The sequence below is a fragment of the Blautia sp. OF03-15BH genome (assembly GCF_003463065.1).
GTDB lineage: Bacteria > Bacillota > Clostridia > Lachnospirales > Lachnospiraceae > Limivivens.
Map to the genome: position 1 here is coordinate 1 of NZ_QSCM01000015.1, position 17,525 is coordinate 17,525.

The 17,525-nt window shown below is 43.4% G+C and carries 20 protein-coding genes and 1 pseudogene; 13 read left to right on the forward strand and 8 right to left on the reverse strand.

Annotated features, from left to right (window positions below):
• Window positions 1–199, forward strand: a 199-nt coding sequence (locus tag DXA57_RS17380) for a hypothetical protein (protein ID WP_207661542.1), incomplete at its 5' end; no start/stop codon positions are given.
• Here the strand turns inward: DXA57_RS17380 and DXA57_RS13345 are convergent.
• Together DXA57_RS13345 and DXA57_RS13350 are read right to left on the reverse strand one after the other, a co-directional pair.
• Window positions 196–1,491, reverse strand: coding sequence for a tyrosine-type recombinase/integrase (locus DXA57_RS13345; RefSeq protein WP_117767815.1), 1,296 nt, complete (start codon window positions 1,489–1,491; stop codon window positions 196–198). The genes DXA57_RS17380 and DXA57_RS13345 overlap by 4 nt on opposite strands.
• Window positions 1,492–1,577: 86 nt before the next feature.
• Window positions 1,578–2,207: a helix-turn-helix domain-containing protein gene (locus DXA57_RS13350; RefSeq protein ID WP_003505395.1), complete on the reverse strand. Its 630-nt coding sequence runs from the start codon at window positions 2,205–2,207 to the stop codon at window positions 1,578–1,580.
• A 174-nt stretch (window positions 2,208–2,381) separates the two neighbouring features.
• Between DXA57_RS13350 and DXA57_RS13355 the strand changes: the two genes are divergently transcribed.
• The 5 genes from DXA57_RS13355 (at window position 2,382) to DXA57_RS13375 (ending at window position 5,761) form a co-directional block, all read left to right on the forward strand.
• Window positions 2,382–2,612 carry a helix-turn-helix domain-containing protein gene (locus DXA57_RS13355; RefSeq protein ID WP_117767816.1) on the forward strand — a complete coding sequence of 77 codons (231 nt, stop codon included), beginning with the start codon at window positions 2,382–2,384 and terminating at the stop codon, window positions 2,610–2,612.
• A gap of 144 nt (window positions 2,613–2,756) precedes the next feature.
• Complete coding sequence (locus DXA57_RS13360; protein ID WP_014080633.1) at window positions 2,757–3,071, forward strand: hypothetical protein; 315 nt, start codon at window positions 2,757–2,759, stop codon at window positions 3,069–3,071.
• Entirely contained in the window at window positions 3,071–3,376 is a 306-nt protein-coding gene (locus DXA57_RS13365) for a hypothetical protein (RefSeq protein WP_005345966.1), read from the forward strand. The genes DXA57_RS13360 and DXA57_RS13365 overlap by 1 nt, the downstream gene beginning before the upstream one ends.
• Window positions 3,352–5,073, forward strand: coding sequence for a MobA/MobL family protein (locus tag DXA57_RS13370; RefSeq protein ID WP_117767817.1), 1,722 nt, complete (start codon window positions 3,352–3,354; stop codon window positions 5,071–5,073). Before DXA57_RS13365 ends, DXA57_RS13370 begins: the two co-directional genes overlap by 25 nt.
• On the forward strand, window positions 5,051–5,761 hold the full coding sequence (locus DXA57_RS13375; RefSeq protein ID WP_117767818.1) for a DUF6040 family protein: 711 nt from the start codon (window positions 5,051–5,053) through the stop codon (window positions 5,759–5,761). The genes DXA57_RS13370 and DXA57_RS13375 overlap by 23 nt, the downstream gene beginning before the upstream one ends.
• Before the next feature lie 173 nt (window positions 5,762–5,934).
• On the opposite strand, the gene DXA57_RS13380 is transcribed toward DXA57_RS13375, so the two are convergent.
• From DXA57_RS13380 to DXA57_RS13395, 4 genes are read right to left on the reverse strand one after another with little or no spacing between them, the layout of a single operon-like run.
• Entirely contained in the window at window positions 5,935–7,314 is a 1,380-nt protein-coding gene (locus DXA57_RS13380) for an MATE family efflux transporter (RefSeq protein ID WP_117767819.1), read from the reverse strand.
• On the reverse strand, window positions 7,307–7,726 hold the full coding sequence (locus DXA57_RS13385) for a GNAT family N-acetyltransferase (protein WP_117496007.1): 420 nt from the start codon (window positions 7,724–7,726) through the stop codon (window positions 7,307–7,309). The genes DXA57_RS13380 and DXA57_RS13385 overlap by 8 nt, the downstream gene beginning before the upstream one ends.
• A gap of 22 nt (window positions 7,727–7,748) precedes the next feature.
• Window positions 7,749–9,110, reverse strand: coding sequence for an MATE family efflux transporter (locus DXA57_RS13390; RefSeq protein ID WP_117767820.1), 1,362 nt, complete (start codon window positions 9,108–9,110; stop codon window positions 7,749–7,751).
• Between the two features lie 59 nt (window positions 9,111–9,169).
• The gene (locus tag DXA57_RS13395; RefSeq protein WP_117767821.1) at window positions 9,170–9,691 is read right to left on the reverse strand and encodes a nitroreductase family protein; all 522 of its coding nucleotides are present in this window, start codon (window positions 9,689–9,691) and stop codon (window positions 9,170–9,172) included.
• Window positions 9,692–9,977: 286 nt separating this feature from the next.
• On the opposite strand from DXA57_RS13395, the gene DXA57_RS13400 reads away from it, so the two are divergent.
• On the forward strand, window positions 9,978–11,054 hold the full coding sequence (locus DXA57_RS13400; RefSeq protein ID WP_243005802.1) for an ABC transporter permease subunit: 1,077 nt from the start codon (window positions 9,978–9,980) through the stop codon (window positions 11,052–11,054).
• 208 nt (window positions 11,055–11,262) lie between these two features.
• Here the strand turns inward: DXA57_RS13400 and DXA57_RS13405 are convergent, their stop codons facing one another.
• Window positions 11,263–11,502 (reverse strand): DUF6061 family protein, encoded by a 240-nt coding sequence (locus DXA57_RS13405; RefSeq protein WP_117767823.1) that lies wholly within the window; start codon window positions 11,500–11,502, stop codon window positions 11,263–11,265.
• A 308-nt stretch (window positions 11,503–11,810) separates the two neighbouring features.
• On the opposite strand from DXA57_RS13405, the gene DXA57_RS13410 reads away from it, so the two are divergent.
• The 6 genes and pseudogenes from DXA57_RS13410 (at window position 11,811) to DXA57_RS13435 (ending at window position 16,829) form a co-directional block, all read left to right on the forward strand.
• On the forward strand, window positions 11,811–12,251 hold the full coding sequence (locus DXA57_RS13410) for a GNAT family N-acetyltransferase (protein ID WP_019162962.1): 441 nt from the start codon (window positions 11,811–11,813) through the stop codon (window positions 12,249–12,251).
• A 54-nt stretch (window positions 12,252–12,305) separates the two neighbouring features.
• The gene (locus DXA57_RS13415) at window positions 12,306–13,070 is read left to right on the forward strand and encodes a class I SAM-dependent methyltransferase (protein WP_023924069.1); all 765 of its coding nucleotides are present in this window, start codon (window positions 12,306–12,308) and stop codon (window positions 13,068–13,070) included.
• Window positions 13,071–13,446: 376 nt separating this feature from the next.
• Entirely contained in the window at window positions 13,447–14,079 is a 633-nt protein-coding gene (locus DXA57_RS13420; RefSeq protein ID WP_117767824.1) for a helix-turn-helix domain-containing protein, read from the forward strand.
• A 38-nt stretch (window positions 14,080–14,117) separates the two neighbouring features.
• Window positions 14,118–14,270: pseudogene (locus tag DXA57_RS17850) on the forward strand (DUF3847 domain-containing protein); the annotation flags it as partial.
• A 531-nt stretch (window positions 14,271–14,801) separates the two neighbouring features.
• Complete coding sequence (locus tag DXA57_RS13430; protein WP_117767825.1) at window positions 14,802–15,050, forward strand: hypothetical protein; 249 nt, start codon at window positions 14,802–14,804, stop codon at window positions 15,048–15,050.
• A gap of 78 nt (window positions 15,051–15,128) precedes the next feature.
• On the forward strand, window positions 15,129–16,829 hold the full coding sequence (locus DXA57_RS13435) for a recombinase family protein (RefSeq protein WP_117767826.1): 1,701 nt from the start codon (window positions 15,129–15,131) through the stop codon (window positions 16,827–16,829).
• Here DXA57_RS13435 and DXA57_RS13440 read toward each other — a convergent pair.
• Window positions 16,783–17,469, reverse strand: a complete 687-nt coding sequence (locus tag DXA57_RS13440; protein ID WP_117767827.1) for a carboxypeptidase regulatory-like domain-containing protein — start codon at window positions 17,467–17,469, stop codon at window positions 16,783–16,785. The two genes, DXA57_RS13435 and DXA57_RS13440, sit on opposite strands and share 47 nt — an antisense overlap.
• Between the last annotated feature and the right edge of the window lie 56 nt (window positions 17,470–17,525).

Genomic DNA, 17,525 nt, shown 5'->3' on the forward strand with positions numbered 1-17,525 from the left:
AAAAAGAAAATCGCTATGCCATAGCCTTGGTAGGCCATCGCGCAGCGATTTTGTTCAATCGGAATTTGTGGAGAGATTTCCTGAACTTTCCTTATTTTACGGGCTTTCCAGCCCATTAGATAGTGAAATGATATGTATTTTCCCTTATTTTTGCCCTTATGCGGAATCCGCAAGGGAAATAAGGGAACTTTTTATTTAGTCGTTGCCTGCTACTTTATCAAGAAGTCTAGCAGAGTTTCGCTTTGCTTTTCTTGTAGAGTGGGCATAGACATTCATTGTGGTACTGACATCAGAGTGTCCTAACAGTTCCTGCACATCTTTTGGGGCAGCTCCGTTTGAGAGGAGGTTGCTTGTGTAGGTGTGTCGCAACTGGTGGAAATGGAAATTCTCAAATCCGTCCAGCCTTTTTGCAACTGATCGGCAGGCAATGCTGAGTGTGCTTGGCAGTTCCAGACATTCGTCCGGTCTCAGGCAGACAAAGGAGATTTCCTTGTAATCTACCGGGATTTCTTCGGTTCCGTCCAGATGATAATATTCATAATACACTCTGTTTTTGTCCTGTACTTCCTTGTAGAAATTGCGGTGGTAAAGTTCACCATACTGCATCCGGCTTTTAAGCTGTTCTTTTCTGGCGGTTTTAAGTAATTCGGTCAGAGTATTACCAAAATCAACAATCCTTACTTTCTTTCGCTTGGTCGGTCCGATGATGTTTTTATGTTTTGTGCCATCATAGCGGATACTTCTTTTAATGGTCAGGCATTGTTCTTCAAGATTGATGTCCTGCCATGTCAATCCGCAAACTTCACCGATACGAAGTCCCGCATAGTATGCGATCTGGATTGGCAGGATTGCAGGTGGATTCCTTACTTTGAGGTATTCTATCAGTCTCTCATAATCTTCATGTGAAATAGGCTGTATGCCTTCTTCTACTTCATCATCGGAGAATAAATCCACATCCTCTGCCTGTTTTTTCAGCTTAATATACTGCATGGGATTAAAAGTAATCAACTGTTTTGGAAATACTGCAAACCGGAAAGCCTGCTGTAATACTACTGAAAAGGAATGGATGTAATCTTTGCTGTATCCTTTTCTCACTTTTCCATCTGGAAATTCCCCACCGAATGTAAGCAGATCGAGAAATGCCTGTAAATGTTCAGCAGTAACAGTTTTCAATTTGCGTTCTGCAATTGGATGTTTCTTGATACAACGGATTGCACCAAGATAATTTTCCACTGTACCATTGCTGAGTGTTCCGACTTTCAGTTCTTCTTCCGCCCACATATCAAGAAGTTCTCCTACAGTAAGATTATCTGTCTTTGCGACAAATTTCTTGCTTTCGTAATCATCCATTGCCTGACGGAGCAGTTTTTCCGTTTCACTTTTACTTTCTGTTCCAGCGTATTCTTTCTGAACAAGATTGCCGCTTGCATCTTCTACATAGAAGCGGTAGTACCATTTCTTTCCTTTTTTTCTTACAGATCCTTTTGCCATAATCGTGTGTCTCCTTTCGATATCAGACAATCGGAACTGATGAAATGCTTCTTGCGTGTAAGTATATCATAACTCCGGTTGTCATTCTATACCGAATCGGAATCCTCATACAAAACTTCTGATAAAAGATTTTCAAGCCTTTGTTCTGCCATTTCCGGTTTCTTGGAATAAAGCCTTACGATATCTGCCATGTCGTTAAAGGCATTAACAGTGTGGGTGATCTCCCGGAGAAACATAATCTCGTTATATTCATCATTCGATTCAAACCCCATTACTTTTGCAATATCAGCTTCATTCGTGTTGCCCTTGTAATTCTTGCAGGCAAACTGGAATGATTCCAGAAACAGGTTATATTGCTTTAACATCAACAGCAGTAAATCTTTGGAAAAAGCATCTTCCTTTTTACTAAGGTCGAGAGGTAACTGTTTGAGAATATCGCCCATTGCATCACGAATCTGTAATTCTTTCTTATCCGTAATATCGGTTTCGTATTCATCGGTTTCCCCTCTGAGCCATTCAATAGATACATGAAGTGCTTCCGAAAGACCTTCCAGCACCATCTTTTTGGTATTGTCAATCGAACCATTCTCATAACGCAGGATTGTGGAAGCTGTAACTCCCATCTTCTCTGCAACATAAGGCTGTGTCAGATTTAATTCCAGACGACGCTGTTTTGCCCTGCTGCCTATCAGCTTGCGTAGTTCTTTATCTTTCATGCTGATTGCCTCCTTTTTCGGTATGTATGGATTATAGCATGTACCTCGCATAATTGCAATATGCAATATAATAATTATTTTTAAAATTTCATAACGCTTGACAACACAATATAAAACCGCTATACTAACAGCACAACAAAAATTGCATAATGCAATTTATAGGGAGGTGACAAGATGACGGAAAGAAAGATTGCATTATCCATCGAGGAAGCAGCCGACTATACAGGAATTGGCAGAAACACTTTGAGAAAGCTGGTTGAATGGAAGAAGCTTCCGGTATTAAAGGTCGGAAGAAAAGTCCTTATTAAAATTGACATTCTGGAAAAGTTCATGGAAGCCAACGAGGGGCGTGATCTGAGGGATAAAGGAAATGTAAAAGCTGTCACAAGAAATGTGGCAACTTAAAAAGGCGGCTTCCTAAGAAACCGCCAAAGGTTCTATCAGACCGAAGCCATGATATACCTACACGCAAGAGGATTATACCATGTGCTTCTCCTGATATGCAACCGGGAACTGTTGTTTATCGGAAAAAGAAAGGATGAAGACGATATGGCGAAATCAACAAAGACTTATGAAGAAAGAATACGTGCATTAGAGAAAAAGGAACAGGAAAGCATTGAAGCTACAAAAAAGCTCATTGCACAGCGGAAGGAACTGGAAAAGAGAAAGAAAGCAGAGGAAAGTAAAAAACGAACCCACAGGCTCTGTCAGATTGGTGGCGCAGTGGAATCGGTTCTTGGCTGTCCGATTGAGGAGGAAGATTTACCAAAGTTGATAGGCTTCTTAAAAAGGCAGGAAACAAACGGAAAGTTTTTCTCAAAGGCGATGCAGAAAGAGCCACTTACAGATATGGAGGAAGTGTAATGGCGGAGGGAGTGGTTTTTCCATTCCCTTCATTGCCTTTGAATGAAGGGCGCACTTATGGACAACCAGAGGTCGTCCTTATAAGTTTGCCACAAGTGGCAACCGGTCTGCGCTTACGCTTGCCGGGCTCGTTCCGTCGGCGGGGCTTTCAGCCAGACCTGCTCATGCCGCAGGGGGCACTCTTGCGCAGAGGGCGTTCCGACAGCTTCACTTCTGCCAAACCAGAAGAAGATGCTGTCGGAAATCAATGCCGGATACGGCAGAAAGGGGGAATCGTATCATGGCGATATTTCACTTTACAGTAAAGATTGTCGGGCGCAGTAAAGGAAAATCTGTCATATCCGCATCGGCATATCTTAATGGAGATGTGATGAAGAATGAGGAAACAGGCAGAATCAGTTACTATACTTCCAAAAAGGAAGTCGTCTACACCAGTCTGATGATGTGCGAAAATGCACCTCCTGAATGGCTGCATGTACCGGAAGAAAATATAAAAAGGTTTCAACAGTCTATCCGTTATAAAAGAGCGGATGATAAAGATGCCGCACTGGAAAAGTTTAAAATCACATTTCAGAAACAGCGTCTATGGAATGAGGTATTGAAGATAGAAAAAAATGCAGATGCACAGCTTGGACGCTCATTTGAATTTTCCCTGCCGAAAGAATGGAGCAGACAGGAACAGATTGATTATACAACCGAATATATTCAAAAGACTTTCGTGGATAAGGGAATGTGTGTCGACTGGAGCATACACGATAAGGGCGATGGAAACCCACATGTGCATTTACTTGTAACCATGCGACCATTCAATCTGGATCATTCATGGGGCAGCAAAGAAGTCAAGGACTGGGATTTTGTCAGAGATACTGACGGAAATATTGTGGTTGATGAATCCCACCCGGACTGGTGGCAGGATAAGAAAAATCCTGACCGGCATGGAATCCGCATTCCGGTACTTGATGAAAACGGAGTACAGAAAGTCGGGGCAAGAAACCGAAAACAATGGAAACGGGTTCTGACCGATGCTACCGGCTGGAATAATCCAAAGAATTGTGAGTTATGGCGAAGCGAATGGGCTAGGATGTGTAACCGGCATTTATCCATAGACAATCAGATTGACCACCGCTCTTATGAAAGACAGGGCAAATTAAAAGTCCCTACGATTCATGAGGGTGCGGATGCAAGAAAGATTGAGGAAAAATATCTCACCGGACAGATATGGAATGGTTCATGGAAGGTAGAGGAAAACCAGATGATTAAAAAACAAAATGCACTGCTGCAAAAGGTAATTGCAACCTTTGGTAAGGTGTCCGGTGCATTGTCGATGTGGAGGGAGTGGTTGAATGACATTAGAAGAAAGCAAAGAAGTAATTCCCATGATGGAAGCAATGATTACACAGATAGAGGAACAGCAGAATATCATGGCAGAGATGCTTCAGGAGATACAGGAAAAGGACGAGAAGCTGATGTGCTTTCAGGAGCAGGAAGAACGATTGCAGCAATTAGAGAAAGAATTATCAGAGCTGCTTCAAATCTTGCCGGATACAGAAGAACTGTTGATACTTCTGGCAGAAAAGACAGACCAGATACAGCAACTCACAGACGAGAATCAGCAATGGCAAGAATTGGCACAGAAATTAAACAGCGAGAACCGATTATTGCAGAAACAGAACAACGAATTGCTGACATTGAACAGCAGATAGAGAAAGCGAGGGATATAGATGACAGAATACGAAAACTCAAAGAGCGACGACCAACTGGAAGAATTGCTACTGCTGACAGAGCAGATGCAGGAAGAACTCGACCAGAAAGACCGGACTATCGAGAAATTGAAAATACAGCTCGACAAATCGCTGACCTTGAACGAGAAGTTAAACAGCGAGAACAAAGCAGGGAACATTCAAGCCTTAAAGAACGACTTGAGGAAAACAAAAGAATTGTTGCAGAGCGAGAAAGAGAAAACGCACGCTGCCGAAATCATGACAGAGGAATGTCAAGATAAGCTAAGGCAGGCAGAACAGGAACGGGATTATTCAATCTCCCATCAGAAAAAAGTAGGGATACCGGTTGAAAAGCCGGTACTCTATCAAAAGTGTGGGAACTGTAACCAGACAGCTTATCTGAAAGCCAAGGAAAAGTATGATACGCAGAGAGAAAAACTGGCAGGCAGATATAAAACAAAAACAGCCATGTATGAAGCATTGATGTTTCTGCTGATATGGTATTCCGTATCAACTACTCTTTTTCAGATGATACGGTCAAAAATATTTATTTCTGATTGCGTGGTATTCTTTGATACAATCGCCACTTTTGTACAGACCATTGCCGGCTGGGTTGTACTGATAGGAAAGAACGTGGCACAGATTAGTAATGGAATATCCAATCCTGTCGTTGCCGGAATTATATACTGGCTGATAAGAATACTGATCTGCGGTGGCTGTCTGGTGGGTGCGGGAATATTTTTGGCATTCATCGGAATAAAGATTGTAGGTCTATATAAGAAATACTGTTGGGACAGTATTACCATAATGGTAATACTTATAAGCATGGCAACAGCTATCTACTTTGGGAAGTGGATAAAGACAACATTGCCAATCAATCTGCTATTTCTCTTATTATTCGTGCAACTGGTATATGTTGGAATCAGGTGGTATGTAAGGGGATGGCGAGAAACAAGGGGATATCATTAAAACAAAAATACCGATATTTTATTGGTACTATATGTCTTTATTTTCGTGCTAATATATATTATCATATTAGCACGAGGAGTGTAAGCATGGAACTGGAAATAGAGCATTTAAGCAAGCGGTTCAAAGACAAAACAGCAGTAAATGATATCAATCTGCAAAGGCGGGCGGGGCTGTCAACGGCGGCGCGTATGGCGCCGTTCATCTTGACCGTTGACTGGCTCGGCTGGCTTTGCTATTGCCTTGTAGTAAATACAAATAGAAATGATTGCTGTAATCACTTCCGTGACCCAAAACGCATTCCAGACGCCAACGGCCCCGAAAAACCTGCTGAGTAAAAACGCGGCCGGGATGATGACTACTACATACCGGCAAAGGGAAATCAGTAATGAAGGAGTGCCTTTTCCAAGTCCCTCCAATGCGCCGGAAGATGTAACGGAAACCGCAGAAACGATAAACCCAGCACCGATGATACGCAGAGCCGTTTCCCCGGCTTGAATCGTCGCTTCTGTGTGGGTAAACAGCCCCATAAGCTGGCCGGGGATCAGAAGGCATATCACTGTTCCAAGTACCATAATGATACCGCTCATGCACAAGACAATCTTATAAATCTGACTGACCCTTTTGTTCTCGCCCGCGCCGTAGTTATAGCCGATCAGGGGGCGCATCCCCTGCACAATGCCATTCGCCGGCAGATAGATGAAAGTCTGTAATTTGTAATAGATTCCCAAAACCAAAATATACACTTCGGAAAATGCTACTAAAATAGCATTGAGCGCCGAAATCAAAAGAGACGGAAGTGCAAGATTCAAGGTGGCAGGAATGCCGATTGAATATAGCTTCAATACCATTCCTTTGCCGGGCAGAATGTACTGCCTGCGAATATGTACGCGGATTGGCCGCACAAAATAAACGACCAGATAAATTGCCAGCGTCAGAGTTTGCCCGATACCGGTTGCCAGCGCAGCGCCTTCGATTCCCATTGCCGGGAATAAGCCATAGCCAAAAATCAGAACGGGGTCTAAGACAATGTTTGTGATGCACCCGCACATCAGGCTTATCATGGTTGTTTTCATGTTTCCTACTGCCTGGAATATTTTCTCGAATGTTACACCAACAATGATAATCAATGTAAAAGCGAACGCAACAACAGAATAGCGGACGCCAAGTTCAATCACTGTCTCGGATGAAGTGAACATTCCTAAAAAAGCCGGCATCATTGCGATACAGCAGACTGTCATGACAACGCCATGAATCACGGCAAGCACAAGTCCCTGCGTTGCAGCCTGATCCGCTTTCCTGTTATCTCTAGCGCCCAGATAGAAGGCGATGACTGCGTTGATTCCAACGCCAAATCCAATTCCGACAGCATTGATGAAATTTTGAACCGGGTAAACCAGTGATAACGCCGTCATAGCTTCCTCGCTAATCTGTGCGACGAAAAAGCTGTCGATAATGTTGTATAGAGAATTAACCAGCATGGATAAAACCATAGGCAGGGTCATGGATAAAATCAGCGGTAATACCGGTTTTTCTTTCATAAAAGTTTCATTCATTCGTGATTGCCTCCGGTGTTTCTTTTCTTGTCATAAAACAGATCGGATCTTTTCGGAAGCCAAAGGGTTCATAAAACTGTTCAGCCTCTTCCGTGATCAGCATTCCCAGCAGGGAACGGTATGTGTCTTCTGCCGTAATCGCCTTTAGGAGAGAGGCGCCCACACCCCTGTGCCGGAAATCTGCATCCACAACAACATCACAAATATAATACTGGGTGGCATAGTCTGTTATCACTCTTGCAAATCCGATTTGTTTTCCGTCGGCGGTATAGGCTCCATAGCAGATAGAGTGTTTCCATGACTCCATAATTGCTTCTTTCTTTCTGTTGCATGCCCATACGGTCTGTGATAGAAGGCGAAGTACGGTTTCTGTTTGCAGAGCATCTAGCCCTTTTTTAATATGTATTTCCATATCGTCTCTCCTTTTCCTGTTCTTACTGTGTTTTTGTACCGCTGCAAAGCGTTTCTTTTTTTCTGCCTGCTCGGAAGATCAGAAGCGCCAGAACGAATGTTGCCGTTTCTGTGACAGGGAAGGACAGCCAGATCCCTGTAATCTTCAGGAGTTTTTCCAGACCCCACATGAATGAAATGAGCAGCAGAAACTGACGCAGTAGCTGGATCAGCATACTTGGAAAGACCTGTTCTGTTGCCTGAAGATAGGTGGAGATCATGGTAGACCATCCGCAGAACAGGTAGCTGACCGCCATAATCCGCATAGCGGATATTCCAAAGGAACGCATGGATTCCGACGCCGTAAATAATCCCAAAAGCTGCGCCGGAAAGAGGATGACGGTCAATGTTCCCAGTATCATCATACCGGAGACCAAAGCGGTTCCGTAGCGGAAAGCAGAGTGCAGCCTATCTCTGTTTCCCGCACCGTAGTTAAACCGCATAATAGGAAGACAGCCCTGGATCAGCCCGTTGACCGTCATGACAATCAACTGCTGCACCTTAAAATACGCACCGAAGAAAGCGATTGCCGTATCGGAATAGGCGACCAGAAAAAAGTTTACAAAAGTCACCATAAAAGAACTAAGGGCATTCATAATAAAAGACGGCAGTCCAAGGGTGAAAATACGGCCAATCAGCCACTTTTGCAAATGAAATCCTTTGATCTTTATCCGCACTTTCTGCTTTTTGCCCAGCAGCAAGGCAAATGCCAAAATCATGGATAACAAATAGCCCGCAACAGTAGCCACCGCAGCGCCACGGATTCCCATAGCCGGAAAAACACCAATACCAAAAATTAGGAGTGGGTCGAATACAAAATTAACGACCACTCCTGCAATCTGGAAGCACATGGGAGCAACCATGTTCCCGGTAGCCTGTATCATCTTCTGGATTGCGATATGCGCCATGTTAGGAATTTGCATGAACGAACATACGCTCATATAGGCCATACTCAACTGATAAATTTCTTCATTATTGGTGAATGCTCCAAAGTAGGGTTTCATAATCAGTAATGACAGAAGATTGAGCAAAGCACCAATTCCAAAGGCCAGTAACAATCCATGTGTGACGGTGGTATTTGCCTCATCCTGCTTTTTCTCCCCAAGATACCCTGCAATCAGTACATTCACGCCGACACCGATCCAGATAGACGCCGCATTCATCAGTGTTGTAATCGGGAATGACAGAGAAACAGCCGTTAGTGCATTCTCACTCAACCGCGCTATAAACGCACTGTCTATCAGATTATAGGAATATTGCAGGAACATGGAGATTAGCGGCGGTATCGACATTTGCCAAATGAGCCTTCCAACAGGAGCAACCGCCATTTTATTATTGGTCTGCATACTTTCCCTCCTCTCCACAAATTGTCCGGCGCAAAAAAATTGCGCCGGACAGCGGGACATTAAATCCGAACAATATAGTTTTGTTTGCGTGCAGCGGGATGACCGGCTTCCTGGGCCGGATAACCCAATGCAATCGCCCCGACGCCACGCAAGGTTTCCGGTAGCTTCCACTCCCGCAGGAGAGCCTTGCCGCTTTCACTGTCAAAAATCTCACGTTCCCGATGTACCCATACGGTTCCCAGGCCAAGGGCATGGGCAGCGAGCATCATATTTTCAAGGACGCAGCTTCCGTCCTCAACAAAGGTGTTTGCGGAGCCATCTGCCAAAACCAGGATCACGACAGGTGCGCCATAATAAGGGTCTGTGTTGCTCCCCATCACTTCTGCGTTTAGTTTTGCAATCTCCTTCCTATATTTTGGGTCCGTAATTGCAATGATGGTTGGAGATTGATGTCCTCCGCCGGTAGGAGCGTAAGTCCCTGCTTCCAGTACAGCGTCCAAAGCCTCGGAGGGGACAAACTCTGATTTATAAGCCCTTACACTGCGGCGCGTCTTGATCAGAGATAAGAAGTTGTTTTCCATAAAAAATCATCCTCCATTCTGTCAACATTTCCGAGATGCAGGCAACAAAAAAGCCACACAACTATCACTAGACAGTTGTGTGGCAAAAAGATGACCGAATCCGGAAAAGTCCACTCAAATTTTACGGTTATTATTATAGCGAACTTTCAGGAGACCGTCAAGCATCAATCATTACGGAATTGTGGAGGCTGTCTATTGCTTTTTTGTGTTACTTTATGGCACATGAGCATCATTTGAAGGTATTAACCGTCCAAACGAAGATGGCACGGTTACAGAATTAGACGGCTTGGCAGCTATCAAGTACAAACAAGATTTATATAAAACATCCGCTGGTGAAGTGACCCCGGATAGGATTAAATCGGCTTTGGAAACTTATCAAAGCTGCGTTCGAGAATATGGGCCAGTCGAGGAAGAGGGCCTTCCTCTGGCTGTAAATATTGAAAAAATCGTCCCGATCCGTCCCTTGCTGAAAGGTCTGTCCGAAGCGTTTGCTGATCCATTAACAGGCATTGGTGCTGATTTAATGGATATTGACCCGAATGACATTGACGGAGCCTATTATGAAAAGTGCGCAGAACATTTACAGGATGTCATGCGAAATGAGCAAAGAGAAAACGAAACCGCACAGCAGAAAGCTCTTGAAAAATATTCAGAACTTGATACGCCATTTTATCTTCATTCTGGAATTTCTAAAGATGCATTTGATTATATTGAGTTTTATATTTTGTTCCTTGCTATTTTGTGTGTGGCAATCGCAACATCTACTTTCGCCGGAGAATATCAAACGGGCGGTGACAGCATCCTGCGAACCACCAAATACGGGCATAAACAATTAGCAATTACCAAAATTCTGGCGGCATTTACACTTTTCGTTGTTACTTTCCTTGTCGGGATCACGGTACACATTCTGATTTTAGATGCAGCGTTCGGGACGGATTGCTTAAAAACATCGTTTCAGATGCGATACTCTATCATTAATCTGCCAAACATCAATCTGGGGCAGTTGCAGATAATTCTCGCAGCAGCGGGCTTACTTTCTGTATTAGCAACGGTTAGCTGTACGTTGTTCCTGTCTGCAAAATGTAAAGACACATTGACAGTTTTGCTGATCTCTATTGTAGTTCTTCTCATGCCGCTTTTTGCTTATGTAGCGATGGGAGCAACATGGCTCTCTACCATACTTCCATCTGCCGGAATTGGTATGCAGAACAATTTCCTTTCTCAGCTTGCAGATTTCAATTATCTGAATATCGTTGGAATGAGTTTCTGGACACCGCATGTTATTTTGATTTCGGCAGGAATTGAATTATTTGTGTTTACATTCTTGGCGATTCATTCCTATTGCAGACATCAGGTAGCATAAAAGAAGTTCAAAATAGAACGAATAGGTTATCTGCAGCGCGACGGCAAAAGAAAAAAGCCGTCGCAGAGCAGACACATTTTCACGCGCCTATGAAACGGCGGCTTTGATTTTCAGAACCGCCGTTTCTTTGCATTTGCACAAACCTATGATGAATTTTCCAGAAATATTGTGGTTAATAGCGATTTAAACTGTTGTATTTGTTTAAAAATTAAAAAATATCTAATGAGTCTTCCGCATCTACCCACATCTGCAAATTTCCATCAAGATATAATTTTGCATACTCAAGTGGTTCATCAATGGCAAGAGCATTTAATGCACAGTCTGATCCAGGTGTGGTTTTTAAATTCTTTTCTGCTTCCCAACAATCAATGCGGAGCATATAACCAGCCGAGGTATAAACATCAATGCTATTGCGTTGTGGATTGTATTCTGCAAATATTGTTCTCATCGTATCGAATCTCCTTATCATTCAATCAGTTATCAGTTACAAAAATCAGAAGCATTTTAATCAGTTCACCATGTCACTTTTATTTTGTGTTATACTGTTTTATAGATTTTTCTTGCCCTTGTATTTGCCCTTATCAGAGTTCGTAAACACTGGTGGGACGATATAACACAAGGGAAACAATAAGGGAAAGCTCACCTGCGACAAATCCAGTGTTTTCAATGGTTTGCGGAGAATTTAATAACAAAATATAACAGTTATTAAATTTCTTAAAACAGGTGAAATCTCAATCGGAATTTGTGGAGGTAAGTATGATAGTACCTGTAGATGAAACAAATCTTCTTCAAGCCGCAACCATCCATTCAATATCCTGGAAGGAATCGCATCGTGCATTTTGTACTCCTGATTTCATAGAAACACACACGCCAGATCGGCAACGGGAGTATTTGAGAAACAAGATGAACAACGGAACAAAGCTCTATATGCTTATAGAAGAAAAACCAATAGGGGTTGTTTCTGTAACAAAGGGTTTAATAGAGGATCTTTATATTCTTCCAGATATGCAAAACATGGGTTATGGAACGAAATTGTTACTATACGCAGTAGGCCAATGTACGGATACCCCTACGCTGTGGATTCTTGAGAATAATATAAATGCTGAGAGACTCTATCGTCGAATAGGCTTTAAGGAGACAGGGAGAAAGAACGCAATAACAAATAGACTTGATGAGATTGAGTTCGCATTGACATAAATTCAAGTTTGTCGAACACATGAAAATTTGAAGTTTACAGCGAGGTAAAAGTTTATGAATAACTATAATGAAGTGAAAAAATCATTTGGTACACAAGCAGAGAAATTTGCTTCATATCATATGTCTAAGGCAGAATATACCGATTATTTGATTCGTAGTATTCAGGCAAAGGGCAATGAACATGCATTGGAGGTTGCTGCTGGAACCTGTATATGTGGAAGAGCAGTGGCTCCTTATGTTAAGGACATTACTTGTTTGGATTTGACAGAAGCAATGTTGGAGCAGGGAAAAAAACTGGCAAAGCAAGAAGGTATTCAGAACATATCATTTGTATCGGGGAATGCGGAATGCTTACCTTTTGAAGATGAAACATTTGACCTTGTGATTACAAGACTTTCATTGCACCATTTTGTTGAGCCTGAAAAGCCTTTTCGGGAGATGCAACGAGTTTTGAAAAAAGGTGGAAAACTTGTTATTTGGGATATGGTAGCGACTACAGAAGAATTGCGTGAAACTAATGACGCTATTGAAACGATGCGTGATAACTCACATACAAGAATACTTAGCAGAGAAGAATTTGAAGCATTGTTTGAGGATGCTTTTGAGCTTCAGCTTGAAGAAACAACACTTGTTCCTGTAAATCTACAAAGTTGGATGGATTTGACAAGTACACCAGAGGATATTCAAAAAGATATTATTGATAAAATGGAATACGATTTGAATGGTGGAGATAAAACAGGTTTTAATCCCTATATCAAGGAGGGACAAATATGCTTTGACCATAGGTGGTTATTGCTGATTGGAAAAAAGGAAAACTAATCCCCATTTATCAAGAAAAAGAAACTTTCAGTTTGTCGAACTGATAAAATCCCTTTAGGAACGAAAGGGTGCACTTCTATACTCTCCTATCGGGAGTATGTGCGTCCTGCGGAGCTTCATTCCCAGTCAGCAGAAGAAAACTGCCCGACCGAGAATGTTTCGTCACTTCGTTCCGTCAAGGGAGCTACACTCCCTTGCGCCGCTTATGCGGCTATCCCTTGTGGACTTTCCGTCTGCAAACAGCATAAAATGCTGTTCGCCGCCAGCAAGTAAAACACAGTGTAAAGTTATGTTGCGGAAATGTAAACTTGAAGTGGTGGTGGCTGAAAGCGTTCATTGCTATAATGAAATCACCAAATCAAAGGAGGATTTCATTATGAAATTATCAGATAAGATTGTTAGGTTGAGAAAGTCCAATGGAATGTCACAGGAAGAGTTAGCTGATAAGCTGGGCGTATCAAGGCAAGCCATTTCCCGTTGGGAAATGGGAACAGCTATGCCAGATGCAACAAACATTCTTCAACTCAGTAGGCTGTTTCAGGTTACAACAGACTACTTGCTAAATGATGAATACCAAAGCGACAATGACCTGCCGAAGGTTAAGGAAGTCAAAACAGACGGCATCCACCAGATCATGATTTTTTTGATCACTCTTGAAGTGATGGTGTTGATCATTCAATTCATGTCTGTTATGATCCTGCAAAACATTTTCTTTGGTGTCCTAAGTTTTATTCCTTTTATTGCTATGGTTGGAGGCTTTGAATACGCATATCAAAAAAAGGCAAATGAGCAGAATGAGAGAAGAGTGCAATTCCGCAAGCGATTTTACAAAGTCTCTGTATGGTTAGGCACATACTTCCCGCTTAGACTGTTGGTGATGGCGTTAGTACATTTTTATCCTTGCTCTATCAATTCGCTTGCTTTGGAATGTGTCATCGCCGTCCTCTATCTGATGACTGCTACCCTCATAACATTAGAGATTGAAAAACGCCATCTTTCAAAGAACTGATTTTAGAACACAGCGAATACCGAAAATCAGACCGTTGACTGGTCGCACTATGCGAAAAGTCGGCGGTCTTTTTTTATCCCCAAAATCAAAAAAGGAGGTCAAGCACAATGGCAAAACCGAAAAACATTGAACAGCTCCGAGCCGACAAGGAACGAGCCGAGACGCAGCTTGCACAGGAACAGCACAAGCTGGAGGGTGAAGTGTTTCGCCAAAATCCACAGGACAAGTTTATTATGATTGTCGAGCTTTCGGATCATGGGGAATTTGACAGGCAGTTTCTGACGGAATTTCTAACAGAAATTCTTTGGCAGGAAGTGAAAGAGCGGTGCAGAAGTGTGGACTACATTTTATATGATGAATTTCAATGGATGCCTTTAGGGAAAGGAACTACATTGTCTGAAATGCTCCGAGAGGGCAGAAAAAGAGGAGTAGGCGTATGGCTGGCATCACAATTTCTTTCAGGGTGTAGTGCAGAAGCGATAGATACTCTGATGCAGGTAAACAATTTCCTGTTTTTTAAGCCAGCGAAGAGCAGCGAAAATACGATTGCCAAACTGATAGGGCAAAATTCCTGGAAGGAATGGAAAGATGCGCTATCTGGTTTAAAAGTAGGAGAATGCATTGTGAGTGGACATTTTGCAATCAATCATAGAAGCAAAAGCCTGGATGGGGCGATTGCATGTAAAGTGGACAGCAGAAATTAAGTAAGGAGGATCATACATATGGGGAAACTTACAAACCGTGAATATAGCTCAGTTCGGAAGAATAGTAATGTAACAAAATCTGTACGGATGGAATTTCCAATGCAAGACAGAGACTATGCGTATATTGAAATGGAAGACAGTGCGGGAATAAAAATTCGCTTTGAGTTCCCCGCAAGGAAGACTGAACGGGACTTAGGGATTGAGCATGAGGTAAAAGACATTCTGTCCGGGGAGCTGAGGGATTCCCTGAGAAAGAATGCTGGCTAAGATAACTCAGTGAGGTGGATTCGGGAAAGGTTTTCCTTTCCCGAATTTCATGAACAGGTAAGAAGGAGACAGATAAGAATGAAGAAAGTTCGCATGCTTCTGCGGGTAAGCTCCAATCAGCAGCTGGAATCAGACGGAGATCTGAGCGTTCAGAGAGAGCTGGTGAAGGAGTATGTGCAGAAAAATTCTGACTGGCAGCTGGACGGCAAGGAATATTTTGAGGGAAGCAACAGCGGCTATAAAAATGCCGTTGTAGACAGAGATATATTGCAGGAAGCCCTTCGGGATGCCGAGAACGGGGAGTATGATATTCTGGTTGCCTATAAAGACGATAGAATAGGAAGGCGGCTGTGGGATGTCGGCAACTATGTCATGGAACTGAAAAAGTACGGTGTTGACATTTATACCGTAAAAGACGGCCATATTTCTCCTGAATCCAATGACGTTACGGGCCAGATAATGCTTGCTATCCGGTATGGAAATGCTCAGAAGAGCAGTTCAGATACGGGAATGCGAGTCAAAGATACAGCAAAAAAGCTGGTTCAACGTGGAAAATTTATGGGCGGGAAGGCGCCTTACGGATACCATTTGGAATTATCCGGGGAGATCAGTAAACATGGAAGAGCTTTGAAGCATTTAGTAGTAGATGAAGAGCAGGCAGATGTGGTAAAATACATCTATAAGCTGGCGGCCAATAAAAATCTGGGTTCTGCGAAGATCGCCAAGATTTTAAATGTAGATCCTCAGTATGGCAAAATGGCCCCCAATGATTTCTGGAGAGCCGGGACGATTACCAGTATTCTGACGAATCCGATCTATGCCGGGTATACGGCTTACAACAGGCGGGAGAAGCTGAATGGACGATACCGGAAGCTGGGGAGTGAGGACTGGATCATGGCCAGTGAGCCCGACGAAGCGATCGTGATTATTGATGAGGCTGACTGGAATGCAGTGCAGAGAAGCAGACAGCAGAGAAGAGATCAGTATGCGCTTTCTGCTGAGAACGCAGAAAGCCGGACGGTAAAGAGCAGTTCCGGGATGCTTGCCCTGATTAACGTTTTGCACTGTGGCTATTGCGGTGCCAAGATGACAAACGGGAGCAAGTATAATTACTGGGTGATTAAGGAAACCGGCGAAAAACGGAGCGGACGAACTTATATCTATAAGTGTCCTCTAGCCTATCAGGGAACTCCGCATGAAAAAAGCATGGTCCTGCGGGCGGATAAAATAGAACCCATTGTCTTTTCGGCCATTGCAGAGTACATAGGGAAGCTTCAGGAAAATGATGATGTTCTGGAGGAGGTCGAAGAAAACCAGCAGAGGGAAAAGCGAAGGCTAAAAGAGGATCTCGCCAAAGAGCAGCAGGAGCTGGAAAAAATTCAGAAAGACATTGCCGTCATGGAAGAAAAGATACCGAAAGCGATGACCGGGGAATATACATTGAGTCTGGAATATCTTGTGAAACTGATAAATGAGAAGAAAGAAAAAGAGAAAAAACAGCAGGAAATCGTGAATCAGAAAAAAGCCAGACTTGAAAATGCAGACGTTTCAGCAGAAGAATGGAAAGATCTGAGAAAACAGATACCTACCTGGCAAGATGTTTTTCTGAATGCGGATGTATATATGAAAAGAACGCTGGTTGATAAGCTGGTAGAACGGATTGACGTCAGGGCCGATTCGGTCAACATTCGATTTAGAATCAACCTGAATGAGATCTTCCCTCAATCCCGAATTACTGGTGGTTCCGGTACCATTCCGTATACACGCGGTTCAGGGTAAAGGACATGATCGCCAGTACGTTGGCTGTGATCGTAGCGCGGGGCCAGGTGGCATAGATCTCACTGGAGGCCACATTTTTGATATAGTCCGAGTAACGGACATAGTGATCCTCGGCCGTACTGTCTCTGGGAGAACCGTCGTGAACGACAATATATTCCGGAACGACAACGCGGCTCAGTACGATCTCGCCGGAGGCGCGGATCGGCTTGATCTCGGCTTCGGCGATCTTCGGTGGATAATTGCCGAAGAGGGTATGTGCGGGAACCGTATAGTTCTGAAAGCTTCCGGAAGCCTCTTTTGGAGAAAGTTTTACATCCTGCAGGGCCAGAGAACCGGAAAAAAGCTCCGCCCCCGAGATGGAAAAAGGTTCATAGCCATCTGCCTCGATCTGGAAGGTATATTCCGAATAAGGCTGGTTTTCACCTGGTTCCATACTGTACTCAAGGGGCGGAGCCGGAAGCTCCACGGTTTCTGAATTTCCATTTGTATCGGTGCCGATCTCCTCCAGAAGCTTTTCCGGCTGTCCGGTATCAAAGATCCGGATCCTGGCGTTTTCTACAGGAGAGCGGTTCAGGGCCGAGTCCACATGGATGCGGAACCGGCCTTTATCCGGTGTATCAGAAGACATAGTCCGTGGCATAAGTCAACCTCTTAACAGGCGCTTTCCCTACAGTCTATGCAGCTGATGGTGCAGTT

What these genes read in the sequence shown, in the direction of transcription:
- DXA57_RS13360 (WP_014080633.1), top strand. Translation starts at nt 2,757, where the DNA reads ATGGCGAAATCAACAAAGACTTATGAAGAAAGAATACGTGCATTAGAG.
- DXA57_RS13435 (WP_117767826.1), top strand. Translation starts at nt 15,129, where the DNA reads ATGAAGAAAGTTCGCATGCTTCTGCGGGTAAGCTCCAATCAGCAGCTG.
- DXA57_RS13350 (WP_003505395.1), bottom strand. Translation starts at nt 2,207, where the DNA reads ATGAAAGATAAAGAACTACGCAAGCTGATAGGCAGCAGGGCAAAACAG.
- DXA57_RS13395 (WP_117767821.1), bottom strand. Translation starts at nt 9,691, where the DNA reads ATGGAAAACAACTTCTTATCTCTGATCAAGACGCGCCGCAGTGTAAGG.
- DXA57_RS13390 (WP_117767820.1), bottom strand. Translation starts at nt 9,110, where the DNA reads ATGCAGACCAATAATAAAATGGCGGTTGCTCCTGTTGGAAGGCTCATT.
- DXA57_RS13420 (WP_117767824.1), top strand. Translation starts at nt 13,447, where the DNA reads ATGAAATTATCAGATAAGATTGTTAGGTTGAGAAAGTCCAATGGAATG.
- DXA57_RS13365 (WP_005345966.1), top strand. Translation starts at nt 3,071, where the DNA reads ATGGCGGAGGGAGTGGTTTTTCCATTCCCTTCATTGCCTTTGAATGAA.
- DXA57_RS13355 (WP_117767816.1), top strand. Translation starts at nt 2,382, where the DNA reads ATGACGGAAAGAAAGATTGCATTATCCATCGAGGAAGCAGCCGACTAT.
- DXA57_RS13345 (WP_117767815.1), bottom strand. Translation starts at nt 1,491, where the DNA reads ATGGCAAAAGGATCTGTAAGAAAAAAAGGAAAGAAATGGTACTACCGC.
- DXA57_RS13380 (WP_117767819.1), bottom strand. Translation starts at nt 7,314, where the DNA reads ATGAATGAAACTTTTATGAAAGAAAAACCGGTATTACCGCTGATTTTA.
- DXA57_RS13370 (WP_117767817.1), top strand. Translation starts at nt 3,352, where the DNA reads ATGGCGATATTTCACTTTACAGTAAAGATTGTCGGGCGCAGTAAAGGA.
- DXA57_RS13385 (WP_117496007.1), bottom strand. Translation starts at nt 7,726, where the DNA reads ATGGAAATACATATTAAAAAAGGGCTAGATGCTCTGCAAACAGAAACC.
- DXA57_RS13410 (WP_019162962.1), top strand. Translation starts at nt 11,811, where the DNA reads ATGATAGTACCTGTAGATGAAACAAATCTTCTTCAAGCCGCAACCATC.
- DXA57_RS13440 (WP_117767827.1), bottom strand. Translation starts at nt 17,469, where the DNA reads ATGCCACGGACTATGTCTTCTGATACACCGGATAAAGGCCGGTTCCGC.
- DXA57_RS13405 (WP_117767823.1), bottom strand. Translation starts at nt 11,502, where the DNA reads ATGAGAACAATATTTGCAGAATACAATCCACAACGCAATAGCATTGAT.
- DXA57_RS13415 (WP_023924069.1), top strand. Translation starts at nt 12,306, where the DNA reads ATGAATAACTATAATGAAGTGAAAAAATCATTTGGTACACAAGCAGAG.
- DXA57_RS13430 (WP_117767825.1), top strand. Translation starts at nt 14,802, where the DNA reads ATGGGGAAACTTACAAACCGTGAATATAGCTCAGTTCGGAAGAATAGT.
- DXA57_RS13375 (WP_117767818.1), top strand. Translation starts at nt 5,051, where the DNA reads ATGACAGAGGAATGTCAAGATAAGCTAAGGCAGGCAGAACAGGAACGG.